Genomic DNA, 26,374 nt, shown 5'->3' with positions numbered 1-26,374 from the left:
GCCAAAGCGCAAGGCGATAGCGTCACTCGATGACGTCTGGCGGGAAGATCCGGTGCACGGTGCCGGACCTTCCCGCGCGCCGGTTGCTGTTCCTTGGTTTGGCAGAGCAATTGTCCATTGACGGCGCAGGCATTTCTGACGATTCAATGCCGTCTCATCGGCCGAATACGCCAGATACACGAAAGTCACGCACGAAAGTCTTGGAGGAAGAATTTATGAAGAAGGTTGTTCTTGCCGCCGCGGTCGCCGGCACCGTGATTGCTCTCTCCGGTTCCGCCGCTTTGGCCGCCGGCGCTCTCGGTGAGTTCGGCAACAACTGCGCCTGGGGCCTAACCCAGGGCACGAAGAAATACACGGACTGCTCGGTCCACGAGAAGGTCGGCGACAAGCTCTACTGCTTCAGCAAGCAGGAAGCCAAAGAGGAGTTCATGAAGGACCCGGAAGGCAACGTGGCCAAGGCCGAAAGCTTCTACAACGACAACTAGTCAAGCCGACGGCGCTTCGAGCGTTGGACGGTAAGGCATCGAAGGCTCGCCCGGCTCTTGGGCGGGCCTTTTTCTTGGGAGTCACGAGCGAGGCGGCGCGGAGAGGCCTAAACAGCCGCGCCCGCGCGGATCAAGAGCAACTTCTTCAGCGTCTCGCAGGTGGAGCGGTCCGCGCGGCCATCGACGCGCTCCGGCCGGAAATGCCGCTGAAACGCCTCCACGACGCTCTCGGTACCACGGCCGTAGGTCGAGGTCGCCTCCACCCCATAGCCGAAGTCCAACAGATCCTGCTGCAGTTCGGCGACGGCCGCGCTCTCATCCCCTAGACCAAGGCCGGAATCCTCGCCGGCCGGGACAGGCTCGGTCCACAGGCCGATGCCGGCGCGGGCGAGCCGCGCCCAATCAAAACGCTCGCCTGGATCGCGCTTGCGTCCGGGTGCAATGTCGGAATGAGCCAGAATGCGCGCCGCCGGGATAGCGTGGCGGCTCAAAATGTCCTGGCACAGCGCCTCGACCGCTTGCATCTGCACATCCGGAAAAGGCGGATAGTTGAAATCGTGACCGGGATTGTGAATCTCGATGCCGATCGATGCGGAGTTCAAATCCGTCTCGCCGGCCCAGTAGCTTTGACCCGCGTGCCAAGCGCGCTCCGACTCCGGCACCATCTGGGTGATCGTCCCATCGTCGTCGATGATGTAGTGCGCGGATACCTTGGACTCCTCCGATGCGAGCCAATCGCGCGCGGCATCGTGGGTCTCCATACCCGTATAGTGGAGGATCAGCATATCGGGCTGCCGTCCCTCGAGACGCGGCTCGAAATTGGGCGACGGAAGCCAGTGCGCGGCGAGCTTACTGTCGGGCGAAGACGGCATACGGCCCTGTCCTCATGGAAGGTAGTTCACGATGCAAGGCACTCCTTCGGCCGGCGCGCTGAGCCGAACCCCGGATTGCCGCACGCGTGGAAACGGCGAAAAGCGCGGGTCTAGAGGCCGCGCTCTTTCGCGATCTGCTGATAGGCCTCGTTGATCGCGGCGACCTTGTCCGTGGCGATGGCGATGAACTCTTCCGGCACGCCGCGGGCAATCAGCTTGTCTGGGTGGTTGTCCGCGATCAGCTTGCGGTACTGGGCCTTGAGCTCGTCGTTGGAGACGGTCGGCTGGACCTCGAGCACCTCGTACGGATTGCGCTTCGACGCCACCACGTGCCGTGCCTTGATGTAGCTGAATTCGGTGTCCGTGAAGCCGAAACGCTTCGCGACCTGCTGCAGAAACTTCTCTTCGCTGGGATCGAACTCGTCGTCGGCCTTCGCGATGTGAAACAGACCGTCCAGGACGTCTTCCAGAAGTTTGCGGTTGCCCTTGAACATGCTGGCAAGCTGGTCGGCATAGGCCTCGTAGCCGGCGACCTCTTGCTTGGCGAGGTTGAACACCCGTGCAACGTTCTTCATTTCGCCGTCGGGGACCTTGAAGACCTCTTTGAAGGCGTTGACTTCGTCCATGGTGACGACGCCGTCCGCCTTGGCCATTTTGGCGCCGAGCGCAATGACACCGACCGTGAAGGCCACCTGGTCCTCGCCGTCGCCGCCACCCGGCTGATCACCGTCCCGGTCGATCACATAGTGTCCGGCGACACCGCCGACCAGCGCGCCGATCGGCCCTCCGACCGCGAGACCTGCGGCTGCACCTGCGAGCTTTCCCCAAACCGACATAGTGGACCCCCTTGAAACTCTTGATCCTGTTAAACCATACGGGCTTTTCAGCTGCACCGCATGGGATATTCGTGCCCGTTGCGCCTCGCTACCGGGCGCGCTGTCTGCTGCTATCCTCGTAGATTGGCAAGTATCGACATTTTCGGTTCATCGACCTCGAGGCCGGCCCCGAGGCGCCGCTCCACGTGCCATGACCGGACGAAGGTCCAGACGGCGAACCACAACGCCAGAAGGGCATTGGCGCCGCTCGCGACCCACACGAACGCCGATCCCAGCTCGAAGAGATTGGCTGCGGCAAGGATAAAGGCCTCGATCACGATCGCGAAGCCGCCGGCCATCACGATGGCGGCGCAAAGCGAAACGACAAAGATCGTCAGCGGATTTCCGCCCTTTTTGGTGTCTTCGGTGCTCATCAGCTCGCTCAAACCCTTGAGAATCTTCTAGGGGCGCTTCTCCTTACCGGGGCGATCCCCTCGTTACAAGAGGTTCGAGCACGCCGGGCGCCGGATGTCCGTCCCGATCTTGCATGACAAGGATGCCTCAGAATTGTATCCACGGCAGCGAAGCGGCGAAAGGAGCAACGATGGCGGTCTACGAGCTTGACGGGCAGGCACCCGAATTTCCGGAGGACGGGCTCTATTGGGTCGCCGAAACAGCCGTCCTGACGGGCAAGGTCCGGTTGAAATCCGACGCCAGCGTCTGGTACGGCTCGGTGCTACGCGGCGACAACGAGTGGATCGAAGTCGGCACGCGCTCGCAGGTCCAAGACAACTCCACCCTCCACACGGATCCGGGCCTCCCGCTCACCATCGGCCAGGACTGCGTCATTGGGCACAACGTCATCCTTCACGGCTGCACGATCGGCGACAACACGCTGATCGGCATGGGCGCGATCGTTCTCAACGGCGCCAAGATCGGCTCCAACTGTCTTGTGGGAGCCGGGGCCCTGGTCACCGAGGGCAAGGAGTTCCCCGACAACTCCATGATCATCGGATCGCCCGCCAAGGCCGTGCGCGAGGTGGACGACAAAATGCGCGCCATGATCGCCAGGGGCGCCGACGTCTATGTCCGGCGCTGGAAGCAATACGCGGCAGGCTTGAAGCGGATCGCGTGACAGGCGGATACACCGCGGCATGACCGGCAAGTGGCAGTTCTTTATCGATCGGGGCGGCACGTTCACAGATATTGTCGGGCGCTCGCCCGACGGCTCGCTGCTCACCGCGAAACTGCTCTCTGAGAATCCGGAGTCGTATGAGGACGCCGCCATCGCCGGGATTGCCGATCTGATCGGCGTGCCGCGCGACGCAGCCCTACCCCCTCACCTCATCGAAACCGTGCGTATGGGCACGACCGTCGCCACCAATGCGCTGCTCGAACGGAAAGGCGACCGCGTTCTCCTGGTCGTGAGCGAGGGCTTTCGCGACGCCTTGGAGATCGGATATCAGGCGCGGCCGAAAATTTTCGCGCGGCATGTCGAGAAACCATCGATGCTCTATGAGCGCGTCGCGGAGGTCCCGGAGCGCGTCCGCGCCGACGGGACGGTCGAGGTTCCCCTCGACCTGGATGCCATGCGTGCCGTTCTCGAAGACGCCCGCGAGGATGGCATCGAGTCCGTCGCGATCGTCTTCATGCATGCCTACGCCCATCCCGGTCACGAGCACACAGCGGCAACGCTCGCCCGCGAGATGGGCTTCGCGCAGGTCTCCGTGAGCCACGAAGTCAGCCCCTTGGTGAAGTTCGTCGGCCGGGGCGACACGACCGTGGTGGATGCGTATCTGTCGCCGCTGCTTAGCCGCTACGTGGACCGCGTGGCGAGCGCACTGTCGGCCGATGGCGGCGCCCAGGGTGCCGGCGAACACGTGCCCCGCCTGCTCTTCATGCAGTCGTCGGGCGGGCTCACCTCCGCCCATTTGTTCCGCGGCAAGGATGCGATCCTGTCCGGCCCTGCAGGTGGCGTGGTCGGCGCCGTGGAGACGGCCGAGGCGGCCGGCTTCGGCAAAGTCATCGGCTTCGATATGGGCGGCACCTCCACGGATGTCTGCCACTACGACGGCCAGTTGGAGCGCACCTTCGAAAGTGTCGTCGCGGGGGCCAGAGTCCGCGCGCCGATGATGCTCATCCATACGGTGGCCGCGGGCGGGGGATCGATCTTGCATTGCGATGAGTCCCGGTTCCGGGTGGGGCCGGACTCGGCGGGCGCGGATCCTGGACCATGCGCCTACCGCCGTGGCGGACCCCTTACTGTCACAGACGCCAATGTGATGACGGGCAAGCTCCAGCCGGACCTGTTCCCTCGCATCTTCGGTCCCGATCAGGACCAGCCACTCGACCGCCGCGCGGTGGTGAAGGCGTTTCATGGAATGGCCCGAGAGCTCGACGACGGGCGGCTGCCGGAAGAGATCGCCGAAGGCTTCATCAAGATCGCCGTCACCAACATGGCCAACGCCATCAAGACGATTTCAGTGCAGCGCGGCTACGACGTCGGCGGCTACGTGCTCAATTGTTTTGGCGGCGCCGGAGGCCAGCATGCCTGCCTCGTGGCCGATGCGCTCGGCATCGAAAACGTGCTGCTGCATCCGTTCTCGGGCGTGCTTTCCGCCTATGGCATGGGGCTCGCGAGCGTCCGCGCGACACGCACCCAGGCGGTGCTTGCGCCGCTCGACGACGAAGGCTTGGCAGAACTCGCCGAGACTCGAGCCCCGTTGGAGTGCGACGCCCGGCACGAACTTTCCCTTCAAGGCATCGGTGCCGACAAGACCACGATCGAGGCGCAGGCGCATCTGCGCTACGCGGGCACGGACAGCTCGCTGCCCATTCCCATCGCGTCGCTCGCGGCGATGCGCGCGGCGTTCGAGGAGGCGCACCAAAAGCGCTACGGCTTCATCAGTCCCGAGAAGGAAATCGAGATCGAAGCCGTCGAAGTGGAGGCTATTGGCGGGAGTGTGCCGATCACCGAGGCCGACATCTGCTTTCCCGACGAGCGCTCCGAGCCTCACCCAAACACGCGGGCCGATATGTTCACTCACGGGAGCTGGCACGACGTTCCCGTCTATGCGCGCGCCGGCCTGACGCCGGGCGCCGCCATCGAGGGGCCTGCGCTTTTGATCGAAGACCACCAGACCGTCGTGATCGAACCCGCATGGCGCGCGGCCGTGACGGCGAAGGGCCACCTCCTTTTGACGCGCACGCGGGAGAAGCAGACCAAAGAGGTGGTCGGGGCCGAAGCCGATCCCGTGATGCTGGAAGTCTTCAACAGCCTTTTCGTCTCCATCGCCGAACAGATGGGCTATGCGCTGCAGAACACGGCGCGCTCGGTCAACATCAAAGAACGCCTCGATTTCTCCTGTGCCATTTTCGATGCGAGCGGCGCCCTGATCGCAAACGCGCCGCACATCCCCGTCCATCTCGGCTCCATGGACAGGAGCGTCGAGACGATCGTGCGCGAGGTGGGCCGCGAGCTTCGCCCGGGCGATGTCTGGATGCTGAACGCGCCTTACAATGGCGGCACACACCTACCCGACATCACCGTCGTGACACCGGTGTTCGACGAGGCGGGCGCGGAGATCCTCTTCTTCGTCGCCGCGCGCGGCCACCACGCCGATGTGGGCGGCATCGCGCCGGGCTCCATGAGCCCGCGCGCCGCGACAATCGAAGAAGAAGGCATCTATATCGATCCCTTCCGGCTCGTAAGCGGTGGGCGCTTTCAGGAAGAGGCTGTGCGCCGCCTCTTCACCGACGCTCCATACCCGGCGCGAAATGTCGAGCAGAACATCGCGGACCTGACGGCGCAAATCGCCGCGAACGAGAAAGGCGTCATCGAGCTGCGCAAGATGGTGCGCCAATACGGGCTCGCCACGGTCGCGGCCTATATGGGGCATGTGCAGGACAATGCCGCCGAGGCCGTCCGCAAAGTCATCGGTACGCTGGAGGATTCTCACTTCTCGCTCGAAACGGATCAGGGCAGCCGGATCGAGGTGACCATCACGGTCGACAAAGAGACGAACAAGGCCCTGGTCGATTTCACCGGCACGAGCAGCCAGACAGAGACAACCTTCAACGCGCCCGAGCCCATCACGCGGGCCTGCGTGCTCTACGTGTTTCGCACGCTGGTGGACGAGGACATTCCGCTGAACGCGGGCTGCCTCCGGCATATCGACATCGTCGTCCCAGAAGGGACCCTCCTGAAACCGCGCTATCCGGCACCGGTCGCGGGCGGGAACGTGGAAACGAGCCAAACGGTCGTGAACTGCCTATACGGTGCGCTGGGCGTCCTCGGGTCGGCGCAAGGTACGATGAACAATCTGACCTTCGGAAACGCGCGGGTGCAGTATTACGAGACGATCTGCTCGGGCGCGCCGGCGGGACCGGGCTTCGATGGCGCGGCGGCTGTCCAGACGCATATGACCAACTCCCGCCTGACCGATCCGGAAGTCCTGGAACTGCGCTACCCCGTGCTGCTGGAGCGCTTCGAGATCGAGCGCGGCTCGGGCGGCGCGGGACGTTGGCGCGCGGGAGACGGCACGGTCCGTATGCTGAGATTTTTGGAGGAGATGGACTGCGCGATCCTGTCGGGCTTTCGCAAGCAGCAGCCCTTTGGCACAAAGGGTGGCGCGCCGGGCCGGACCGGGGAGAACTGGGTGCGCCGAAACACGGGCGCTCAGGAACGGCTGGAAGCTTCCGATCAAACCACGATCGCTCCGTGTGAAGCCGTGATAATCAGAACACCGACCGGGGGCGGTTATGGTAAGCCATCCGAGGACGGGTCCGCGTAGACAATTGGAGTCGGCGCGCGGTGTAGGCGCGCCGGTGCCCGAGGCAATTGGTAAGAACGTTTGCGCGTGAAGGGCAAAGCTGAATGGCGATCAAAGGCAGGGTCTTAATCTCCGGTGCAGGGATCGCTGGGCTCACGCTCGCCATTTGCCTCAAGGAGTACGGCGAGGATCCTGTCGTGGTGGAGCAGAGCCCCGAGCTGCCCGACCAAGGCTACATGATGGACTTCTTCGGCTCCGGCTGGGACGTGGCCGAACGACTGGGTCTCACTGACAAGCTGCGTGCACTGCGCTATCCCATCGACAAGCTTCAGTTCGTGAACGCCGACGGCAAGCCCTACACGTCCGTACCAATCAAGCGCATCAAGCGTGCGCTGGACGGGAAGTACGTCTATGTGCGCCGCCCCGATCTCGTACGCATCCTTTTCGACCACGCCAAGTCTCTTGGCGTCCAAGTCCGTTTCGGCAAAGAGATTGCAGACCTGAGAGAGCGGGATGGTCATGTCGACGTGACTTTCGACGACGGCAGCTCCGACGAGTTCGCGCTTGTGTTCGGGGCCGACGGCGTGCACTCGGGCGTTCGCCGTCTGATGTTCGGCGAGGAGAACCAATTCGCGCGCTTCCTCGGGGCCTATGTCGCCGCGTTCCACATCGAGGACCACGATCTGCCTGTCCGCCGGACCGCGCAGATCCATGAAGAGCCCAACCGCGTGGCTTTCTATTATCCGCTCGGTGAACGCTCGCTCGACGCGACCTTCGTGTTCCGGCTCGACGAGGTGGACGTCCCGCCCGACCAGCAGCTTTCATTCGTTCGGCGCGCCTTCAAGGGCTCGGGTTGGATCGCCGAGATGCTGTTCGATGCCTACAAGGGAACCGCGCCGCTCTATTTCGACACGCTGACGCAGATCGCAATCCCGCGCTGGTCGCGCGGCCGGGTCACGCTGCTGGGAGATGCCTGCGGGTGTCTAACGCTCCTCGCGGGACAGGGCTCGCATATGGCGATGGCAGGCGCGTATCTGCTTGCGCAGGAGCTGCAGCGCTATGACGGCAACCATGCTGCCGCCTTCACTTCCTACGAGGCGATGATGAAGCCCGAAATTGCCGCACGGCAGGAAGACGCCGCAGCCTTCGCCAAGATTTTCATGCCCACGGCGCAGTCGAAGCCGTGGCTGCGGCGCCTCGTCATCCACGCCGCCTTCAACCCGCTGGTTCTGCCGTTCGCCCTTCGCTACTTCGGATCGAGGAGCATCCTCGAGAACGAGAACGAAGATGGCGAAGAGGCCTAGGTTCGCCGATAGTGCGTTCGCCTAGAAGCTGACCTTCGCGGTCTTCGCGTTGAAAATGACGACATCCCTGTCCGGCTCGATCACGCCGGACACCGAGTAGGAGTGCGGCTCAAAGGTGACCGTCGCTTCGCATTTGCCGCCCGCGCAGTCATTGGCGAACTTGTCCTTGGCGTCGTCCGGCGTAATGTCGTCCGTGTCGAGATAGACGCCATCGTCCGTCGTGCACTCATAGCCCAGCACGTCGCCGGACCGGCCGCCCTTGGTGCAGTACGCCTTCATCTCGACCTGCTGCCCGAGATATTTCTGAGGGCTCTTGATGAGATCCTCGATATCGCTGGCCTGGACTTGCGTGACACATGCGAACAATCCCACGCCGGCAACAAGAAAAGCCGCATGGCGGCTCTTGGAACAAGTCATCGCTTCCTACCTCGAACGCTACGAGTTTCAGTGCCGCGCCCTTGGCATTGGCGCGTTGGCGCGCATCCTACAAATCACCTTGGCGATGAAAAGACCGGATTGCAGACAAAATTAAAGGCGCGGGGGCTAACCCCGCGCCTTCCAGCGTCCGTTCGCAGGGGACGAACGCGCCTAGCTTGTCTGGACCGGCTGAACCTGCTTCCGCTCGGCCATGAACTGGTCGAACTCCGCCTTGTCCTTGGCGTCGCGAAGCCGCTTCAGAAAGGCCTGAAACTCGTCGGCCTCTTCCTCGAGCCGCTTCAGGGTTTCCTCACGGTAGGCGTCGAAGGCGCGATTGCCGGTCGAGCCGAAACCACTCTGAAACCGCTGCGCCTCTTCCTTGAAGTACGAGCGCCAAGCATTCCTATTTCCGCATCCCATTCGTCCACTCCAGATTAGATATGCCAAAACACCAAGGCCGATTGGCCACCAGACGATAAAGCCGAGGATCGTCGCGGCGAACCAAGCGGGCTTTCCGTACTCGTCGAGGGTCGCAACTAGTTGCATCGGGGTCCTTTCACGGGGTAAGTGAATGTTATTCACATTCACATATATGGGCTCTGCTGGCAAGGCGTTCAACGTCTCCCTGCCTGATTCTCGTCTAGCTTTTGCGGTTTTGGGAGATCGCCGGGGCGACTCAAGGTGCGCCACCGGCCAAGAAAAAATTAACCGCAAGTCCCGAGAGTTCCCCATCAATTCGCCGAAAAATGTACGGTTATCGGGCGTTTCTGGGGGCGTTCATATGAGTTCTGCGTATCGCCAAGTCATTAGTTTTGCCGTCGCGGTGGCTGTTGCTGCCGGCGCATTCGGGAGCGGCACGGCCGTGGCCAGGTCGCTGAAGGATCACAAGCCGCATGCGGGCGTGAAGCGGGCCCATACCATGCCGGTCCAGGGGATCGACGTCTCCTACTGGCAGGGCGACATCGATTGGAACCGGGTCCGCCAGGCAGGCATCGAGTTCGCATTTATCAAAGCGACCGAAGGCGGCGACCACCTCGATCCCAAGTTCCGTCAGAATTGGTATGCCGCGAAGCGCGCGGGCGTGGCGCGCGGCGCCTATCACTTCATTTATTGGTGCCGCTATGCGTCAGAGCAGGCCGACTGGTTCGTCCGGAACGTGCCTGCCGATCCCGATGCGCTGCCGCCGGTTCTGGATCTCGAGTGGCACCCCGATTCGAAGACCTGCCCCAAGAAGGTCTCGCGGGAGCTGGCGCTCAAGAAGATCAAGATCATTCTTGACGCCATGGAGCGCCACACCGGCAAGCGGCCGATCATCTACACGGACCCGAGATTTCATAAGGACATCCTCGAGGGTCAATTCGAGGACTATCATTTCTGGCTCCGGTCGGTGGCGGCTGAACCGCACAAGCGATATCCGGGCCGCAAATGGGCCTTCTGGCAGTTCACCGCCACGGGACACGTGCCGGGCGTGCCAGGCAAGTGCGACCGCAACATCTACAACGGGTCACGGGCGGACTGGAATCTTGTCCTGAGATGGCTCGAGGCGAGCAGCCAACAAGCAGGCCAGGTCTCCAGAACGGCCAGCCGCTAGCCCTATTTCGCGGCCGGCCCCTCGTCGGCGGCTTCGGGCAGCACACCGAGCCCCTTCAAATAGATGAGCAGGCCGCTCTCCAACACCTCTTCGGGCGAGAGCGGCACCTTCTTGGCCGCATTGCCCTCCTGAATGAAGAGCGATGCGACGCCGTGAGACATTGTCCAGATGTGCATGGCCACGAGTTTGAGCGGCGGGCGTTCACTCTCCGGCAATTTCCGGCATAACGCGGCAGCGGCCTCAAGCAGCACGTTGAAGGCCTTTTCGGCAGCCGGCGAAGACGTGGCGGCCTGGATCGCCTCACCGCCTTCCTCCGTCGAAGCGCCTGTCTCGAACATGACCGCATAGCTGGCCGGCTCGTCGCGGGCGAAGGTAAGATAGGCGCGGCCCAATGCCTCGAACGCCGACAACGGCGTCGGGACGCCGTTGTTCCAGGCCGCGTCCAGGCGCGCGGCAAATCGTTCGAACCCGCTGCGGGCGACTTCAGCCAGCAAGGCGTCCCTGTCACGGAAGTGCCGATAGGGCGCCGCCGGGCTCACGCCGGCGAGCCGGGCCGCTTCCGTAAGACTGAAGCCAAAGGCGCCATGCTCTTCGATGAGCTTGCGCGCGGCTTCCAGCAGCACCTCTTTGAGGTTGCCATGGTGATAGGAGCGCCGCTGCCAGCGGCGGCCGGGACCGTTCATGTAAACGGCTATTACATAAAAGCCGGCCCCTCGGCTAGGTTCACCGTCACGTCCGCCCTGTGATACCGATACCAGAATCAGTCCAAAGTCGAACCCGCAAGCCTTTCCGAGGGGCGCCCCTTCTGAGTCCCGTCTCATAGAACCGTTATGAACAAGCACATCCTGTTGCACGCCATCGCGCCGGCAGTGGTCGGCGGCCTCACGGCCGCAGTCTTTGTCCTCTTCGGCGCCGACCTGATGTCGAACCTCGAGAATCACCTGAAGTCCGTCCTGCTCTTCGCTTGGCTGTTTCCGGTCATGATGTGGTGCGCCTATGCCGTTATGCAGCAGGGCGAGGCCGTGGCGGAGGAACTCGGCGAACCTTACGGCACGCTGATCCTGACCTTCTCGGTGATTATTATCGAGGTGGCGATGCTCGCCTCGATCATGCTGCAAGGCGACAACAATCCGACGCTGGCCCGCGATGCCATGTTCGCCACGCTGATGATCGTACTCAACGGCATGGTGGGGCTTGCTCTTGTCATGGGGGCGCTCCGCTACTGGGAGCAGGACTACAATCTCGCGGGCGCGCGCGCCTTCCTCGTCGTGCTCACGGCCCTGGCCGTCTTCGCCCTGGTCGTCCCAAACTATACGCAGACCGCCCCCGATCCGGTAAATGCCCCCGGAAAGGCGATCCTGTTCGGTGCGATCACCCTTTTGTTCTACGCAGCGTTCGTGATCATTCAGACCATGCGCCACCGCTCGTTCTTCGATGAGCCGGAGCAGAACGGGGCAGCAGCCTCGGCGCGCGCAGGCGGTTCGGATACCGGCGAAGAGAGTAAGAAATCCCACTCGCTGGCCTTCCATACGATCATGCTGATTTTGTGCCTGCTGCCAGTGGTGATCCTGGCCGAATATCTCGGTGAAATCGTCAACTACGGCATCGAGGACCTGGGCCTACCGGACGAACTCGGTGGCGTCTTGATCGCGGTGCTGGTCTTGACGCCGGAAGGCCTGAGCGCGTTATCCGCCGCGCTGGCGAACCGGCTGCAGCGATCGATCAATATCTGTCTCGGATCGGCGCTCTCGACGATCGGGCTGACCGTGCCGGCGGTCCTGGCCATCGGCATGATCACCGGGCGTGACGCGGAACTCGGACTGACGCAGCTGGAAATGGTCCTGCTTGTCCTCACTTTGTTCGTAAGCGGCATGACCTTTGGGGGCGGCCGGACCAACGTGATCAACGGCGTCGTGCACCTGCTGCTCTTCCTTGTCTATGTGGTCCTGATCTTCAGCCCATAGCGTTGAGCACGGCAGTTGCTCCCTCAAATTCCCTCATATTCTGCCATTCCGCATAAAATCGACTTGGGTTATGCTGCGCCAAAATTGCCTAGGGAGCCCAGACAAAATGCAAGATCGTGGCAGCGGAATTGCAATGCTTTGGCGCAAATGGTTGGTCGCTGGCATTGCAGCCACCGCCTTGGTCGGCTCGTCCGTCATCGCGCAGGCGCAAGACGCCGAGACGGCCGATCCATCGAAGGCGCCCTGCACCGACGATGCCATGATCGTTTTCGATGCTTCGGGCTCCATGTCGGGAAACCAGGAACTCGGGATTCCCAATTCCAAGCCCCGCATCGACGAAGTGCGCTGGGCGCTCGCGCAGGTCCTTCCGAGCGCGACGCGATACCGCCGCGTCGGTCTCGTGACGTACGGTCCCGGACCCTACAATCAGTGCAACGTGTCGCTCGCCTTGAAGCCGACCGCCAATGCGGCCAAGAAGATCATGCGCGCGGTCAACCGAATCATCCCGGCGGGCAAGACTCCGCTCACGTCCGGCGTCGAGCAGGCGGCCGAGGCGCTTGACTATCGCAACAATCCGGGCGTGATCGTCGTCGTGACCGATGGCGAGGAGACCTGCGGCCGAGCGCCGTGCGAGCTCGCGAAGCGGCTTCACGACAACGCGGCACGGCTGACCATCCATGTGATCGGCTTTCGCTACTCGGGTTATTCGTGGACGGGCCAGAACAGCGTCATGGATCTGATGTGTCTCGCGGATCAGAACAACGGGCTCTACATCAAGGCCAATAACGAGGAAGAGCTCGCCGACGCCCTCGAGAAGACGCTGGACTGCCCGATGATTTCTCAAGCGCCGCTGTCGTTCGACCCCGTTCGCTAGGGCCCTAACGCCCCTCGCCTTTCGTCGCCGATCTTTTCGTTGACGCCTGCCGCGAAACCGGCACAAGAAGCCGTCGATCGGATTCTTTGGGGATGGGCGGCAATGGTTCTGTGCAGGCGGGCATTCGTCGCTCTTGGCATCCTGATGGCCGGAGCGTCCCTTGCCGCGGCGGACGATCGTGGCCCAGCAGCGGCGCATTTGGAAAACACGCTCCTGTCCCAGTGCTGGAGCAGCACCGCGCTTGCAGGCACCGACAAGGAACGCGCTTCCAAGTTCGATCGCACGCGCTTGGATCTCGAGACCCTCCGCAAGGTGGCGCGGCCCGAGCGCGCGCCCGTTGCCAAGCCGTTGCGTGGTTCGATCCGCAGCGTGAAGATTCCAGGCGACGACAAGGTCATCGCCCTCACCTTCGACCTTTGTGAAAGCAATGGGCATCGGACCGGCTATGACGGGCATGTCATCGACTATCTGCGCGCTGAGAATGTCAAAGCCACGCTGTTCGTAAGCGGCAAGTGGTTTGAAAGCCACCCCGAACGGGGCACCCAGCTCATCGCCGACAAACGCTTCGAAATCGGCGGCCATGGCCTCGCCCACCGCGATTTCACGAAAGCGAGCGCGGCCACCCTGGACGACGAAATTCATCTGACGGAGGCGGCGTTCCTGCGCGCCCGCGATCAGCTCCTGGCGAAGAACTGCGCCGCGGACATCGCGGAGGACGGCGGTCCCCAGGCCGAACTGACCCTCATGCGGTTCCCCTATGGATGGTGTAACGCCAGGGCTCTGTCCGCCGTCGCGGATGCGGGACAACTCGCCATTCAGTGGGACATCGTGACCGGCGATCCGGATCCCGGCCTCTCCGCCAAGCGTATCGCCAAGGCCATCGTCGACCAGGCCCACCCCGGCGCCATCGTCATCGGTCACGCGAACGGCCATGGCCGCAATACGGCGGAGGCCCTCAAGATCGCCATCCCCAAACTGAAAGAGGACGGCTATCGTTTCGTGACCGTGAGCGAACTGCTCGCCGTCGGCGAACCGGTGATCGCGCAGAGCTGCTACACCGAACGCCCGGGCGACCAGTACCGCTATGCGCAGGTCAAGAAGCGCCGCCGGGCGCAAAGCAAGTGACGTCCTCGCCCTTCCCGCCGACGGCCGACCTTGGAGGCGCACAGTTGTGCTCAATCACGGACGATGCGCGACGGACGTTGGCGTCGGCACTCGCGGCCATGTCGCCGTGGTCGACCCTGGCAATTCCGGAAGAGGCCCTTAACCGCTTTCTTGCCGGCGGGGACGAAGGCACGCGGCACTACGCCATCACTGTCGGCGGCGCGACGGCGGGTGTTGCCTGCACGCGCTTTCCATGGCTCAAGGGCCCCTATGTCGAGCTCCTTGCCGTCCTTCCCGATCATCAAGGACACGGGCTTGGAACCAAGGCTCTAGCGTTCGTCGAAGCCGAAGCCAAGCGGGCCGGGGCGCGCAATGTCTGGGTCTGCGCCTCCGAGTTCAACAACCCCGCCCGTCGCTTCTATGAGCGGCGTGGCTTCGTCGAAGTCGGAACTCTGCCGGGTCTCGTCGCGGAAGGCTTTGCCGAGATGCTCCTCAGGAAGGTGCTGACTTGAAGCAGCCCATTTCTTGAGCACGCGCAAGGCCCGCGAGCGCTCCCAGCGGCACAATTTTCCACACACTATGCACCGGCCCGCACGCAACGATGTCGCACTTGGGGATCCGCTGCGGCGCCATCAAACCAGGGCCCAGAATCAAAAAAAATGCTCCACGCGCGAACCGAATTCCACTTGACGCGTTGAATGGCAACGCTTGCGGCGTTCACATTTTTGTGCGGCGCAACAAGGAAACAGCTTGGCACGTAATTCGGGGAGTTTGTAAAATGACGACCTTGCAGAACGGGCACCCCTCCAATCGGAAAGGAGAGCTTCCGATGGAATTCACCGCCAAACTGACCGTGGCTTCGGTCGTAATATCGTTCAGCTTTCTCGCACTCGTCATTTTAGGAATGATCTAGAGCGAGTACTTGGGCCGAAGGCCCGCCAACATCAAGCCAGCAGGGAAAAGTAGCCGTAGACGGACGACCCCGTCTCGGCGCCATCTCTGCTGTGTTGGCTCCTAAGCCGCTGCGTCGGTGACCTGCTTCGGATCGTAATTGAGGATGGGACCGAGCCAACGCTCGGCTTCCTCAATCGACCAGCCTTTGCGTGCCGCGTAGTCGGCGACCTGGTCGCGGCCTATCTTGCCGATGCCGAAATAACGCGCGTCCGGGTGCGAAAAATACAGACCCGACACGGCGGCTCCGGGCCACATGGCGCAAGACTCCGTCAGCTTCATGCCGATCTCCTGCTCCGCGTCGAGCAAACGGAACAGTGTCCGCTTCTCTGTGTGGTCCGGCTGTGCCGGATAGCCCGGCGCAGGACGAATGCCCGCGTAGTCTTCCGCAATCAGGGCCTGGTTCGAAAGGTTCTCGTCCGGCGCATAGCCCCAGAGTTCGCGGCGCACCTTCTCATGCATCGCCTCGGCGAAGGCCTCTGCCAGCCGGTCCGCAAGCGCCTTCACGAGAATCTTAGAATAGTCGTCGTTGGCGAGTTCAAAGCGGCGCGCGATGTCGTCCTCGCCAAGACCGGCGGTCACGGCGAAGCCGCCCACGTAGTCGGCGAGCCCCGTCTCCTTCGGCGCGACGAAATCGGCCAGCGCCAGATTCGGTTTGGATGCGTCGCGCGCCATCTGTTGCCGCAGCGTATGGAAGGTCGCGAACGGCTCCTTCCGGCTTTCATCCGCATAGAGTTCGATATCGTCGCCGACACTATTCGCAGGCCAAAAACCCACGACAGCGCTCGCCTTAAGCCATTTCTCCTCGATCAGCTGCTTCAGCATGGCTTGGGCGTCTTCGAAGAGCGGCCGCGCGGCCTCGCCGTATTTGTCGTCGTCGAGAATGCGCGGGTATGTGCCTTTCAGTTCCCAGGCATGGAAAAACGGCGTCCAGTCGATATAGCGTGCCAGCTCCGCCAAGTCGTAAGCCTCGAAGGTGCGTGTCCCAAGAAACGAAGGCCTCGGCGGCGTATAGTTTGTCCAGTCGAGCTTCAGCGCGTTGCCCCTCGCTTGGGCGATGCTCGCCCGCGCCTTTTCCGCCTGACCACGCGCATAGTTCTCGGCCATCTGGGCATACTCAGAACGGACCTTGGCAATGTGCTCCTCGCGATGCTCCTTGGAGATCAATCCGGAGACGACACCCACGGCGCGGCTGGCGTCCGTGACATAGATCGCCTGATTGCGCTGATAGTTCGGGCTGATCTTGACGGCCGTATGGACCTTACTCGTGGTCGCGCCGCCGATGAGCAACGGAATGTCGAAGCCTTCGCGTTCCATTTCCGAGGCGACGTGGCACATCTCGTCGAGGGACGGCGTGATAAGGCCCGAAAGGCCGATGATATCGACGTTCTTCTCGCGCGCGGTGTCGAGAATGACCTGCGAGTGCACCATGACGCCGAGGTCGATCACCTCGTAATTGTTGCACTGGAGCACGACGCCGACGATGTTCTTGCCGATGTCGTGGACATCGCCCTTGACGGTCGCGAGCAGAACTTTGCCCGCGGCGGGCCGATCGACGAGGCCCAACTCTTCCTTTTCCTTCTCCATGAAGGGCATGAGATAGGCGACGGCCTGCTTCATCACGCGCGCCGACTTCACGACCTGCGGCAGGAACATCTTGCCTGCGCCGAAGAGATCGCCGACCACGTTCATGCCGTCCATCAGCGGGCCCTCGATCACATGCAGGGGACGCTCGGCGCGCTGGCGCGCCTCCTCCGTGTCTTCCTCGACATAATTGCCGATCCCGTGCACGAGCGCGTAGGTCAGCCGCTCCTCGACGGGTTTCTCACGCCAAGAAAGGTCCTTCTCCTTGCCGGCCGATGCGCCGCCCTTGTAGCGCTCGGCGGCCTCCAGCAAGCGATCGGTGGCGTCGTCGCGTCGGTTGAGGATCACGTCCTCGACGAGCTCGCGCAGTTCCGGCTCGATGTCGTCGTACTGACCAAGCTGGCCCGCATTGACGATGCCCATGTCCATGCCCGCCTGAATGGCGTGATACAGAAACACAGTGTGCATGGCCTCGCGTACGCGCTCGTTGCCGCGAAACGCGAAGGACAAATTCGAGACGCCGCCGGAAACATGCACGTACGGCAGTTCGGCCTTGATGCGCCGCGTGGCGTCGATGAAGGCTTTGCCGTAGTCGTTGTGCTCCTCGATGCCGGTCGCGACCGCGAAGATGTTGGGGTCGAAGATGATGTCCTCGGGCGGGAAGCCGACCTTGTTCGTCAATAGATCGTAAGCTCGCTTGCAGATCTCGAATTTGCGCTCGGCCGTTTCCGCCTGACCGGTCTCGTCGAACGCCATCACGACAACGGCCGCGCCGTAGCGCAAAACCTTGCGTGCATGCTCGAGGAACGGCCCCTCGCCCTCCTTCATACTGATGGAGTTCACCACCGCCTTGCCTTGCACGCATTTCAGACCCGTCTCGATCACGGACCATTTGGACGAATCCAGCATGATCGGCACGCGCGAGATGTCTGGCTCCGACGCGATCAGATTGAGGAAGGTCCGCATGGCCTCCTCGGAGTTCAACATGCCCTCGTCCATGTTGATGTCGATCATGTTCGCGCCGTTCTCGACCTGCTGGCGCGCGACTTCGAGCGCAGCCGCGTAGTCATTGGCCTCGATCAATTTGCGGAAGCGGGCGGACCCGGTGACGTTGGTCCGTTCACCGACCATCACAAAATTCTGGGCAGCATTGGTCACTTGCATTTCACCTATTCGAAATTAGCCGTGCACGAAGGGCTCAAGGCCGGAGAGCCGGAGCGCATGCTCTACTTTGGGAATGACGCGCGGCTCATACGGCGCCACCGCTTCCGCGATAGCCTTGATGTGCTCGGGCGTCGTACCGCAACAGCCGCCGACGATATTGATCAGCCCGTTCTTGGCCCAATCCTCCAGCAGCCCCGCCATATGTCCGGGCGTCTCGTCATAGGCGCCCATCTCGTTGGGCAGCCCCGCATTGGGATAGATGCTGACATAGGTATCGGTCACGTGCGCGATCTCGTCCACGGACGGCCGCAGCTGTTCGGCGCCGAACGAGCAATTGAAGCCGATTGAGAACGGCCGCAAATGGCGCATGGAGTACCAAAACGCTTCCGGCGTCTGGCCCGACAGGTTGCGACCGGACAGGTCCGTGATCGTGCCCGAAATCATGATCGGCAGTTTCACGCCGAGTTCGTCGAAGACCTCTTCTACCGCGAAGCCCGCCGCCTTCGCATTCAACGTATCGAAGACGGTCTCGATCAGGATCAGGTCCACGCCGCCGTCGATGAGACCGCGCACCTGCGTCGAGTAGGCTTCGACCAGTTCATCGAAGCTCACATTGCGGAAGCCGGGATTGTTGACGTCGGGTGAGATGGACGCCGTGCGGTTGGTCGGACCGATGGCGCCGGCGACGTAGCGTGGCCGGTCCGGTGTCTTTGCCTCAAACTCGTCTGCCGCTTCCCGCGCAAGCTTTGCCGCCGCGACGTTCATCTCGTAGCTCAAATCCTCCAGGCCATAGTCGGCCTGGCTGATGGCCTGCGCATTGAACGTGTTCGTCCCGATGATATCCGCGCCTGCTTCCAGATAGGCTTTGTGGATGTCGCGGATGATGTCCGGCTGCGAGAGGACAAGGAGGTCGTTATTGCCTTTCAGGTCGCGGTCGAAATCCTTGAAGCGCTCCCCGCGATAGCCCGCCTCATCCAGCTTGTGCCGCTGGATCATGGTGCCCATGGCGCCGTCCAGGATGAGGATGCGCTCCTTTACGGCATCGTAGAGATGCCGGATGCGTTCTTCGCGAGTCATGACGCCACCTTTGCAATCTTTGCGGGCTCGGATGCTTCGTCCGCCTTCTGCGAAAACGCCTTGGCGGGCCGCAGTCCCAGAAGATGGCAGGTCGCATAGACAAGATCGGCCCGGTTCAACGTATAGAAGTGGAACGATGTGATGCCCTGGTCGACGAGACCAAGCACCTGCTCGGCCGCAACCGCCGCAGCCACGAGATGGCGCGTTTCCGAATCCTCTTCCAGCCCTTCGAAGCGCCGTTCCACCCAGTCGGGTACGCTCGCACCCGATCTTTTCGCGAAACTGGCAGCTTGCTTGAAATTGTTGATGGGGATGAGGCCCGGGATGATGGGAATGTCGATGCCCGCGGCCCGCACCCTGTCCAGATACCGGAAATAGACCTCGTTATCGAAGAAGAACTGCGTAATGGCGCCATCGGCACCCGCATCGACTTTGGCTTTCAGCATGTCGATGTCCGCTTCGACCGACGGTGACTCCGGATGCTTCTCGGGGTAACAGGCCACCGACGTCACGAAGGGCGCGATGCTCTTGATGCCCGCGACCAGTGCCGCAGCGTTTTCGTAGCCGCCCGGGGTTGGAACATAGCGTTCGCCGACGCCCTCCGGCGGGTCGCCGCGTAAGGCAACGAGGTTGCGAACTCCGAGGTCCCAATAGTCGCGGATGATCTCATCGACCTCTTCCTTGGTCGCGTTGACGCAGGTGAGATGCGCCGCCGGTATGAGCGTCGTTTCGCTTAAGATCCGCGCCACGGTGGCGTGCGTGCGTTCGCGCGTCGACCCCCCGGCCCCGTAGGTCACAGAGACGTATTTGGGGCGCAGCGGCTCCAGCCGCCTGATCGCACGCCAGAGCGTCTCCTCCATCGCCTGGTTCTTCGGCGGGAAGAACTCGAACGAAACCTCAATGTCACCGCGACCGAGAAACCGCCGCTTCGGTGGTTGCTGGCCTTGCGTGTCTTGCGTTGCGGACATTATGCGGCGACCTCCACCTTGCCATTCCGTTTTCTTGTTTTGCCCGTCGCGGCCGGCTTTTGGCCGAGCCACAGTGAGACCGTCAACTTGCCTTCCGGAGACGCCTCGTCGGGCGATGCGGAGCCAAGCGGGTTCAACTCTTGGAAGCCCACGAGCTTAAGCCCCGTGGCCTCCATCATGCGGCCGAGCTGGGCGTGGCCGAATCCCAACCGGCGATGCGCCGATTGCTCACGCAAGAACTCGAGCTCGTGCGGCGCGAAATCGACAACGAGGAGCCGGCCGCCAGGCGCGAGCAGGCGCGCGGCTTCCGCGACCGCAGCCGCCGGATCATCGAGAAAGTGCAGCACCTGGTGCACGACGACCGCGTCGGCCGCGCCGTCGGGCAGCGGAATGTTGTAGAGGTCGCCATGGCGCACCTGGGCCTGGGTAAGCCCCTCTCGCTCCAGCTTCGCCCGCGCATAGGCCAACATGTCGTGGTTGAGGTCGAACCCGAGCGCTTTGTCGGCGCGGGGGCCGAACAGCTCTAGGATGCGTCCCGTGCCCGTGCCGAGATCGACCAGGAGCTCAAAGGGCCCGGGCCCCAGCGCCTGCTCCATTGCCTCTTCGACTTGGCTTTCTGCTACGTGCAGCGCCCGGATCGAGTCCCATTCCGCGGCATGGGCCTTGAAGTATTGCTGCGCGGCCTCGGCCCGCGCCTTCTGGACCGCCTCGGCCCGCGCCCGGTCGCGCGCCAGCGTCAGGTCGGACGGATCGAGACTATCGACAATGGCTCGTGCGAGCGCGCCTTCGGGACCCGTGTCGGCGATGCGGAAGAAAACCCACGATCCCTCCCGAAAGCGCGTAATGATTCCGGCCTCGGCCATCAGCTTCAAATGCCGGCTGATGCGGGGCTGGCTCTGCACCAGAATCTGCGTGAGGTCCTTCACGTTATGCTCGGTCGCCGCCAGCAGCGCTAAAATACGCAAGCGCGTGGCCTCGCCCGCACCGCGCAGAGCGGCAAGCACTTGCGCGCTGGACAAGCCCTGCCCCAACTCCGGGCCTTGCGCGCCGGTGCGTTTGCCGGCTGCGGCCGAAGCCGCCTGAGGCGGTTGCGCGGTATGCTGGAAACCATCCGACATAAAGATATGTTTATGTCAGCACTGGCCAATGCGCAATAGCGATTTGCCGGCTGCGCGGCGCTATACTACTTTTACGTGCTTTTTTATTTAATTATTGTATCTGCGTGCATATGACTGAAATCACCGGGTAGGCTCAAAAGGACGGCAATCATGATTCCCATCGACGGACGGATAATGTTTGAGGTGGCGCCCCGATTCAGCGGCGCAAAGGCTCGGCGGCAGGCGGAGATTATCGAAGGTATCAGTCCTATCCTGGCTTCGACGCTCGACGAATACGGGATCAATACACGGCTCAGGATCGCGCATTTTCTCGGCCAGTGCTGCCATGAGGCCGCCGGCTTCCGGACGACGGAAGAGTTCGGAAGCGGACGGTACCTGGAAGGAAGGCGCGACCTCGGGAACATCAAAAAAGGCGATGGGCCGCGATACAAGGGGCGCGGCCTGATCCAGCTCACGGGCCGCGCAAACTACCGCGATGTCGGCAAGGCGTTGGGTGTCGATCTAGAGGACAACCCGCTCCTTGCGGAGGAGCCGCAACTCTCGCTCAAGATCGCATGCGAGTACTGGAAGCGCCGCAAGATCAATCCGGACTGCGACCGCGACGACATCATCGCGGTCACCAAAAAGATCAACGGCGGCCTGAACGGTCTCGAGGACCGGCGCCGCTACACGGCCAAGGCCAAAGCCGCATTGGCACGAATTGAAGGATTCATCCTCTCCGGCATGACACCGGACACGCGGCCGGTCCTCCATCGCGGCTCAGTTGGAGAGGCCGTGGGCGATCTCCAGGAACAGCTGCACGAGCTCGGCTATCCTCTCGCCATCGACGGCGATTTCGGCCCTGCGACCGAACTCGCGGTGATGGAATTTCAATCCGCGCACCGGCTCAAGGCCGACGGTATCGTCGGCAAGAAGACGTGGACCGCCCTAGAGAGATCCGCCAAGAAGGCGGCCTGATCGAGCCCTAACGCTGCCATGTCCTGGTCTAGAATCGGTGCGAGTGTCCCTGCACGACCAACCGCCGCTACCCTCTACCCGCAATCCTGCGGGTTCCAGCACACAAGGGGAGACCATGAGCTCAGTACGTACCCGTTCCGCCTTTCTGGCGATCATCGCCGCATGCCTCGCGCTCACCTCGGCCAGCGCGCACGCCGAGCAGTCGCCGCCCCAAGACGAGCGCCTGAAAGAGGTCATCGCGGGCGATCACCGATCGGCCGAGAATGCGGCACGCGATACCTACCGCCATCCGTACGAGACACTGACGTTCTTTGGCATCCGGCCGGACATGACGGTCGTTGAGATCTATCCCGGCCGAGGCTGGTACACGGAAATTCTCGCGCCTTATCTCAAGGATACTGGAACGCTCTACGCCGCCGAGGCTCCCAGCGACCCGTCCTATGAAGCCCTGCAGCGATCTCTCGAAGCATTCGACCAGAAGCTGAAGGACGCGCCTGAGCTTTACGGCCAGGTGAAACGGACGACGGTGACCAAGGACGGCGACATCGCGCCGCCGGAGTCGTCCGACCTCATCGTCACATTCCGCAATACGCACAGCTTCATGCGGGCGGGCACCGAAGAGGCGTCGTTCGCCGCTATGTACAGGGCGCTCAAGCCGGGCGGTGTGCTCGGCGTCGTGCAGCATCGCGGCGATCCCAAGGTGAAGCAGGATCCCAAGGCCGCATCGGGGTACGTCAACGAGGACTACGTGATCGCCCTGGCCGAGAACGCCGGCTTCGAGCTGGCGGACAAGTCCGAGATCAACGCCAACCCGAAGGATACGAAAGACTATCCGAAGGGCGTCTGGACGCTGCCTCCCTCGTTTCGCCTCGGTGACGAGGACCGCGAAAAATATGCGGCCATCGGCGAGAGCGACCGGATGACGTTGAAATTCGTGAAGCCTGAGAACTAGGACCGGCTACCCTCGCGCGAATTTCTTGTACTTGATGCGCTTGGGCAGAACCGCGTCCTCGCCGAGGCGGCGCTTCTTGTCTTCCTCGTAATCCTCGAAGTTTCCTTCGAACCACTCCACGTGGCTGTCGCCCTCGAAGGCGAGGATGTGGGTGGCGATGCGATCGAGGAAGAAGCGATCATGGCTGATGATGACCGCACAGCCCGCGAAGTCTTCCAATGCCGCTTCGAGGGAAGATAGCGTCTCCACGTCGAGATCGTTGGTCGGTTCGTCGAGCAGGATGAGGTTCGCGCCTGACTTCAGCATCTTGGCGAGGTGGACGCGGTTGCGCTCGCCGCCCGAGAGCTGGCCGACCTTCTTCTGCTGATCGCCGCCCTTGAAGTTGAACCAACCCACATAGGCGCGCGACGGCACTTCGCGCTTGCCCAGCGTCACCACTTCGGCGCCTTCGGAAATCTCTTCGTACACCGTCTTCTTCTCGTCGAGCGCGTCGCGGGACTGATCCACGTAGCCGAGCTTGACGGTATCGCCCACGCGGATATCGCCGTTGTCCGGCGTCTCCTGCCCCACGATCATGCGGAACAGCGTGGTCTTGCCCGCGCCATTCGGCCCGATGACGCCCACGATGCCGCCGGGCGGCAGCTTGAACGACAGGCCGTCCACGAGCAGCTTGTCGCCAAAGGCCTTTTCCAGCCCGTCCGCCTCGATCACCACGTCGCCGAGCCGCGGGCCCGGCGGAATGGTGATCTGTGCCTTGGCGGTCTTGTCCGTGCCTGCCTCCGCAAGCAACTCGTCATAGGCCTTGATACGGGCCTTGGACTTGGCTTGCCGTGCCTTGGGGCTCGCGCGGATCCAGTCGAGCTCGCGGGCGAGCGTGCGCTGCTTGGCCTCTTCCTGCTTGCCCTCGACCTCGAGCCGCTTCTGCTTTTGCTCGAGCCAGGACGAGTAGTTGCCCTTGTAGGGGACGCCCTGCCCGCGATCGAGCTCCAGCGTCCATTCGGTGATGTTGTCGAGGAAGTAGCGGTCGTGGGTCACCATCACGATGGTGCCAGGATAGTCGCGTAAGTGATGTTCGAGCCAAGCGACGCTCTCCGCATCGAGATGGTTGGTCGGCTCGTCGAGCAGCAGGATGTCCGGCTTCGCCAGCAGCAGCCGGCAGAGCGCCACGCGGCGCCGCTCGCCACCCGACAGTTTGCTCACGTCCGCATCGCCAGGCGGGCAGCGCAGCGCATCCATGGCCTGCTCGACTTGGCTGTCGAGGTCCCACAGGTCCTGGGCATCGATCTCGTCCTGGAGCTGTGCCATCTCGTCTGCGGTCTCGTTTGAATAGTTCACGGCCAGCTCATTATAGCGGTCGAGCTTAGCCTTCTTCTCGGCCACGCCCTCCATGACGTTGCCCATCACGTCTTTTGCCGGATCGAGCTGGGGCTCCTGGGGCAGATAACCGACGCGCACGCCTTCGGCGGCCCAGGCCTCTCCAGTGAACTCCTTCTCGTCGCCCGCCATGATCCGCAGCAGTGTGGATTTACCGGCGCCGTTCACGCCGACGACGCCGATCTTGGCGCCCGGGAGAAAAGCGAGGGTCACATCCTTCAAGACCTGCTTCCCGCCGGGATAGGTCTTGTTGAGTTTGGTCATGACGTAGACGTATTGCGGGTTGGCCATTCAGGGTCCCTTGGCGTGTTAGTCGAATTCAGGAAATTTGCCCGCGCTTGTAGCCAATTGGGCGGACCAACTCAATGCGGGATAAACCTCACGTGGTGACATGCCCTTTAGAAGAGCTGCGGTAGGCGGGCCTTCAGCTTCTGCGCCAGGGCGTCGAGCGGGTTTTCCTGCAAGGGTTCGATTGTGGACAGAACCTCGGCGAAGCGCTCCGGCGTCAGGTCGGCAATGGGGATGGTGCGCGACCAGCCCTTGCCCATCATGAAGTCCCTGTACAGCTGCTCGTCCTCGGTGAAGCGTGCGGCACGGGGCGACACGCCAATGACGGGCAGCCGCGCCGACACCGCCTCGGAGATCATTGAGCTGGAATCTTCGGTGCAAACGATCGCGTCCGATTTGGCGAAGATTTGCGGCAGCGTGCCGGGTCCGGCGGTGCGGAAGTCGATGAATTTCTGAACCACGCTCTCATCGCGCGCCATTTCGTCGATCCGGTCGGCCACGCTGTCGGGCGTGCGCCGGGAGGTCGAGATCAGCCAGCGCGTTCCCCAAGCCTTCGACACTGCCGCGACGAAGGCGAGCAGCGCCGCCCACTCGCTGTCGCGATAGCGAAATCCTCCGGCCTGACCGCCGATGAGGAGGCCCAGGGTCTTCGGCAGGTTTTCCGGCCCGTAGCGCGGCACGGTCTTGGGCCGCCCGAGTTCGTCGGGGTCGATGGAGGACGGTTTCAGCACGACCAGGTGCCGGTCGCTGCCCTCGTCGCGCTCGTAGGATGAGATGATCAGACTGAAATTGTCCGGCTCCAGCCCCCGCAAGAGCGAGCCGCAGAAGATGTTGGGCACGTCCAGAAGCCGTGTAACGCAAATATTCGGCATATGCGTCTCGCCGCCGGCGGAGACCACGAGGTCGGCTTCGGGGAGCGTGTCCGCGTCGATGCGATAGGCCATGCGCAACATACGCGGCGGATAGAAGGTGTCGGCGTTGATGCGCGCCCGCAGCCACCGGGTCGGGACGATCCATTTGCGCTTCACCTCGATCCGGGTCACCTCGACGGGCCGCAACCGCGCCAGGGCCGCGATCACGCCCTGGGCGATGTGGTAATGCCCAGGCCTTGTGTCGGCGAGGAAGATGACCCGAAGGGGCTTTGTGTCTGACATCGATGCGGCAACCCTTCTGGTCCGGCGGCAGGTTGATACCGCACCCTGGCGGCCTCTTCAAAGGCCTTCAAGTCGAAGACCTTCAAGCGCGCTTGGCAAACCGGGCCTGTTTCCGCACAATCCGCCCAGCCGCGATGCGGCCGAGCCGTCACGCCAGAGAAGGAGCCCTCCGTGAGCGACGACACGAGCAGTTGCGATGTGATCTTGAAAGCCATGGTCGCCATGGCGAGCGCCGACGGGCACCTGGATTCGCGCGAGGTTGGTCTCATTCAGGAGATTTTCAAGGATTGCACCGGGAACGCGCTGGGGGCGGATGCGGTCGCGCGCGCGGCGCACCAGAACGAAGCCGAGGATATCCGCGACGTTCTCGCGGATCTGGCTCCCTCTCTGGACCTCACCACGAAAGACGAGATCCTGTGCGCCGCCTATCGCGTGCTCCTCGCGGACAACCGCGTGGCCGGTGAAGAACGCAAGGAACTGCACGAGATGGCCAGGGCACTCCATATCTCGGAGATCCATCTCAGCGCACTTCTCGAGGAACTCGCGGCCTCTCTTCACGAGTAGGCCGCAATCCGGCTTGCGAAAGCGC

The 26,374-nt window shown here is 62.7% G+C and carries 22 protein-coding genes and 1 pseudogene; 12 read left to right on the top strand and 11 right to left on the bottom strand.

Annotated features, from left to right (window positions below; translation table 11 throughout):
• Positions 1-215 precede the first annotated feature (215 nt).
• Complete coding sequence (locus GL4_RS07525; RefSeq protein ID WP_045366304.1) at positions 216-485, top strand: hypothetical protein; 270 nt, start codon at positions 216-218, stop codon at positions 483-485.
• Positions 486-592: 107 nt separating this feature from the next.
• On the opposite strand, the gene GL4_RS07520 is transcribed toward GL4_RS07525, so the two are convergent.
• The 3 genes from GL4_RS07520 to GL4_RS07510 form a co-directional block, all read right to left on the bottom strand.
• Positions 593-1,357, bottom strand: coding sequence for an N-acetylmuramoyl-L-alanine amidase (locus GL4_RS07520; RefSeq protein WP_045366301.1), 765 nt, complete (start codon positions 1,355-1,357; stop codon positions 593-595).
• A gap of 110 nt (positions 1,358-1,467) precedes the next feature.
• Positions 1,468-2,193: a TerB family tellurite resistance protein gene (locus tag GL4_RS07515; protein ID WP_045366298.1), complete on the bottom strand. Its 726-nt coding sequence runs from the start codon at positions 2,191-2,193 to the stop codon at positions 1,468-1,470.
• Between the two features lie 110 nt (positions 2,194-2,303).
• A complete protein-coding gene (locus GL4_RS07510) occupies positions 2,304-2,606 on the bottom strand; it encodes a hypothetical protein (RefSeq protein ID WP_045366296.1) in 303 nt (100 codons plus the stop codon).
• Positions 2,607-2,776: 170 nt separating this feature from the next.
• Between GL4_RS07510 and GL4_RS07505 the strand changes: the two genes are divergently transcribed.
• From GL4_RS07505 to GL4_RS07495, 3 genes are all read left to right on the top strand, one after another.
• A complete protein-coding gene (locus tag GL4_RS07505) occupies positions 2,777-3,307 on the top strand; it encodes a gamma carbonic anhydrase family protein (RefSeq protein ID WP_045366293.1) in 531 nt (176 codons plus the stop codon).
• A 19-nt stretch (positions 3,308-3,326) separates the two neighbouring features.
• Positions 3,327-6,965 (top strand): hydantoinase B/oxoprolinase family protein, encoded by a 3,639-nt coding sequence (locus GL4_RS07500; RefSeq protein WP_045366287.1) that lies wholly within the window; start codon positions 3,327-3,329, stop codon positions 6,963-6,965.
• Positions 6,966-7,048: 83 nt separating this feature from the next.
• Positions 7,049-8,248 carry an FAD-dependent monooxygenase gene (locus GL4_RS07495; RefSeq protein ID WP_052464220.1) on the top strand — a complete coding sequence of 400 codons (1,200 nt, stop codon included), beginning with the start codon at positions 7,049-7,051 and terminating at the stop codon, positions 8,246-8,248.
• 21 nt (positions 8,249-8,269) lie between these two features.
• Here GL4_RS07495 and GL4_RS07490 read toward each other — a convergent pair whose 3' ends face one another.
• Together GL4_RS07490 and GL4_RS07485 are read right to left on the bottom strand one after the other, a co-directional pair.
• Positions 8,270-8,665, bottom strand: coding sequence for a hypothetical protein (locus GL4_RS07490; protein ID WP_045366285.1), 396 nt, complete (start codon positions 8,663-8,665; stop codon positions 8,270-8,272).
• 171 nt (positions 8,666-8,836) lie between these two features.
• Positions 8,837-9,211 (bottom strand): DUF2852 domain-containing protein, encoded by a 375-nt coding sequence (locus tag GL4_RS07485; protein ID WP_045366282.1) that lies wholly within the window; start codon positions 9,209-9,211, stop codon positions 8,837-8,839.
• A 235-nt stretch (positions 9,212-9,446) separates the two neighbouring features.
• On the opposite strand from GL4_RS07485, the gene GL4_RS07480 reads away from it, so the two are divergent.
• Positions 9,447-10,256 (top strand): glycoside hydrolase family 25 protein, encoded by an 810-nt coding sequence (locus GL4_RS07480; protein ID WP_045366279.1) that lies wholly within the window; start codon positions 9,447-9,449, stop codon positions 10,254-10,256.
• 2 nt (positions 10,257-10,258) lie between these two features.
• On the opposite strand, the gene GL4_RS07475 is transcribed toward GL4_RS07480, so the two are convergent.
• Positions 10,259-10,939, bottom strand: a complete 681-nt coding sequence (locus GL4_RS07475; RefSeq protein ID WP_045366276.1) for a TetR/AcrR family transcriptional regulator — start codon at positions 10,937-10,939, stop codon at positions 10,259-10,261.
• A gap of 147 nt (positions 10,940-11,086) precedes the next feature.
• Here GL4_RS07475 and GL4_RS07470 point away from each other — a divergent pair, with 147 nt between their 5' ends.
• From GL4_RS07470 to GL4_RS07455, 4 genes are all read left to right on the top strand, one after another.
• Positions 11,087-12,220 carry a calcium:cation antiporter gene (locus GL4_RS07470; protein ID WP_045366273.1) on the top strand — a complete coding sequence of 378 codons (1,134 nt, stop codon included), beginning with the start codon at positions 11,087-11,089 and terminating at the stop codon, positions 12,218-12,220.
• A gap of 133 nt (positions 12,221-12,353) precedes the next feature.
• Positions 12,354-13,094, top strand: coding sequence for a vWA domain-containing protein (locus GL4_RS07465; RefSeq protein WP_052464219.1), 741 nt, complete (start codon positions 12,354-12,356; stop codon positions 13,092-13,094).
• A gap of 102 nt (positions 13,095-13,196) precedes the next feature.
• A complete protein-coding gene (locus GL4_RS07460; RefSeq protein ID WP_052464218.1) occupies positions 13,197-14,219 on the top strand; it encodes a polysaccharide deacetylase family protein in 1,023 nt (340 codons plus the stop codon).
• A 44-nt stretch (positions 14,220-14,263) separates the two neighbouring features.
• Positions 14,264-14,710 (top strand): GNAT family N-acetyltransferase, encoded by a 447-nt coding sequence (locus GL4_RS07455; protein ID WP_045369711.1) that lies wholly within the window; start codon positions 14,264-14,266, stop codon positions 14,708-14,710.
• A 502-nt stretch (positions 14,711-15,212) separates the two neighbouring features.
• On the opposite strand, the pseudogene metH reads toward GL4_RS07455, so the two are convergent.
• From metH to GL4_RS07435, 3 genes and pseudogenes are all read right to left on the bottom strand, one after another.
• Positions 15,213-18,974: pseudogene (gene metH / locus GL4_RS07450) on the bottom strand (methionine synthase).
• Complete coding sequence (metF, locus tag GL4_RS07440) at positions 18,971-19,942, bottom strand: methylenetetrahydrofolate reductase [NAD(P)H] (protein ID WP_082025554.1); 972 nt, start codon at positions 19,940-19,942, stop codon at positions 18,971-18,973. The pseudogene metH and the gene metF overlap by 4 nt, the downstream one beginning before the upstream one ends.
• Positions 19,942-21,060, bottom strand: coding sequence for an ArsR/SmtB family transcription factor (locus GL4_RS07435; RefSeq protein ID WP_082025553.1), 1,119 nt, complete (start codon positions 21,058-21,060; stop codon positions 19,942-19,944). The genes metF and GL4_RS07435 overlap by 1 nt, the downstream gene beginning before the upstream one ends.
• 150 nt (positions 21,061-21,210) lie before the next feature.
• Between GL4_RS07435 and GL4_RS07430 the strand changes: the two genes are divergently transcribed.
• Together GL4_RS07430 and GL4_RS07425 are read left to right on the top strand one after the other, a co-directional pair.
• Positions 21,211-22,017, top strand: a complete 807-nt coding sequence (locus GL4_RS07430; protein WP_045366265.1) for a peptidoglycan-binding protein — start codon at positions 21,211-21,213, stop codon at positions 22,015-22,017.
• A 115-nt stretch (positions 22,018-22,132) separates the two neighbouring features.
• Entirely contained in the window at positions 22,133-22,969 is an 837-nt protein-coding gene (locus tag GL4_RS07425; protein WP_045366262.1) for a class I SAM-dependent methyltransferase, read from the top strand.
• 6 nt (positions 22,970-22,975) lie between these two features.
• Here GL4_RS07425 and ettA read toward each other — a convergent pair whose 3' ends face one another.
• Both ettA and GL4_RS07415 read right to left on the bottom strand, forming a co-directional pair.
• Entirely contained in the window at positions 22,976-24,634 is a 1,659-nt protein-coding gene (gene ettA, locus GL4_RS07420) for an energy-dependent translational throttle protein EttA (protein WP_045366259.1), read from the bottom strand.
• 107 nt (positions 24,635-24,741) lie between these two features.
• Positions 24,742-25,785 (bottom strand): mitochondrial fission ELM1 family protein, encoded by a 1,044-nt coding sequence (locus GL4_RS07415; RefSeq protein WP_045366256.1) that lies wholly within the window; start codon positions 25,783-25,785, stop codon positions 24,742-24,744.
• A 171-nt stretch (positions 25,786-25,956) separates the two neighbouring features.
• Between GL4_RS07415 and GL4_RS07410 the strand changes: the two genes are divergently transcribed.
• A complete protein-coding gene (locus GL4_RS07410; RefSeq protein WP_045366253.1) occupies positions 25,957-26,349 on the top strand; it encodes a TerB family tellurite resistance protein in 393 nt (130 codons plus the stop codon).
• The last annotated feature ends 25 nt before the right edge of the window (positions 26,350-26,374 follow it).

This window comes from Methyloceanibacter caenitepidi, assembly GCF_000828475.1.
In the GTDB taxonomy this organism is placed as follows: Bacteria; Pseudomonadota; Alphaproteobacteria; order Rhizobiales; family Methyloligellaceae; genus Methyloceanibacter; species Methyloceanibacter caenitepidi.
The sequence above is the reverse complement of the archived record's forward strand: the minus strand, read 5'-3'. Positions and strand labels throughout refer to the sequence as shown.

Bases quoted from the DNA above. Each gene is read 5' to 3' on its own strand.
- GL4_RS07515 (WP_045366298.1), bottom strand. From the start codon at position 2,193: ATGTCGGTTTGGGGAAAGCTCGCAGGTGCAGCCGCAGGTCTCGCGGTC.
- GL4_RS07425 (WP_045366262.1), top strand. From the start codon at position 22,133: ATGAGCTCAGTACGTACCCGTTCCGCCTTTCTGGCGATCATCGCCGCA.
- GL4_RS07475 (WP_045366276.1), bottom strand. From the start codon at position 10,939: ATGAACGGTCCCGGCCGCCGCTGGCAGCGGCGCTCCTATCACCATGGC.
- GL4_RS07465 (WP_052464219.1), top strand. From the start codon at position 12,354: ATGCTTTGGCGCAAATGGTTGGTCGCTGGCATTGCAGCCACCGCCTTG.
- GL4_RS07490 (WP_045366285.1), bottom strand. From the start codon at position 8,665: ATGACTTGTTCCAAGAGCCGCCATGCGGCTTTTCTTGTTGCCGGCGTG.
- GL4_RS07460 (WP_052464218.1), top strand. From the start codon at position 13,197: ATGGTTCTGTGCAGGCGGGCATTCGTCGCTCTTGGCATCCTGATGGCC.
- GL4_RS07470 (WP_045366273.1), top strand. From the start codon at position 11,087: ATGAACAAGCACATCCTGTTGCACGCCATCGCGCCGGCAGTGGTCGGC.
- GL4_RS07435 (WP_082025553.1), bottom strand. From the start codon at position 21,060: ATGTCGGATGGTTTCCAGCATACCGCGCAACCGCCTCAGGCGGCTTCG.
- GL4_RS07480 (WP_045366279.1), top strand. From the start codon at position 9,447: ATGAGTTCTGCGTATCGCCAAGTCATTAGTTTTGCCGTCGCGGTGGCT.
- ettA (WP_045366259.1), bottom strand. From the start codon at position 24,634: ATGGCCAACCCGCAATACGTCTACGTCATGACCAAACTCAACAAGACC.
- GL4_RS07520 (WP_045366301.1), bottom strand. From the start codon at position 1,357: ATGCCGTCTTCGCCCGACAGTAAGCTCGCCGCGCACTGGCTTCCGTCG.
- GL4_RS07415 (WP_045366256.1), bottom strand. From the start codon at position 25,785: ATGTCAGACACAAAGCCCCTTCGGGTCATCTTCCTCGCCGACACAAGG.
- GL4_RS07525 (WP_045366304.1), top strand. From the start codon at position 216: ATGAAGAAGGTTGTTCTTGCCGCCGCGGTCGCCGGCACCGTGATTGCT.
- GL4_RS07510 (WP_045366296.1), bottom strand. From the start codon at position 2,606: ATGAGCACCGAAGACACCAAAAAGGGCGGAAATCCGCTGACGATCTTT.
- GL4_RS07505 (WP_045366293.1), top strand. From the start codon at position 2,777: ATGGCGGTCTACGAGCTTGACGGGCAGGCACCCGAATTTCCGGAGGAC.
- GL4_RS07495 (WP_052464220.1), top strand. From the start codon at position 7,049: ATGGCGATCAAAGGCAGGGTCTTAATCTCCGGTGCAGGGATCGCTGGG.
- GL4_RS07430 (WP_045366265.1), top strand. From the start codon at position 21,211: ATGATTCCCATCGACGGACGGATAATGTTTGAGGTGGCGCCCCGATTC.
- GL4_RS07485 (WP_045366282.1), bottom strand. From the start codon at position 9,211: ATGCAACTAGTTGCGACCCTCGACGAGTACGGAAAGCCCGCTTGGTTC.
- GL4_RS07500 (WP_045366287.1), top strand. From the start codon at position 3,327: ATGACCGGCAAGTGGCAGTTCTTTATCGATCGGGGCGGCACGTTCACA.
- metF (WP_082025554.1), bottom strand. From the start codon at position 19,942: ATGTCCGCAACGCAAGACACGCAAGGCCAGCAACCACCGAAGCGGCGG.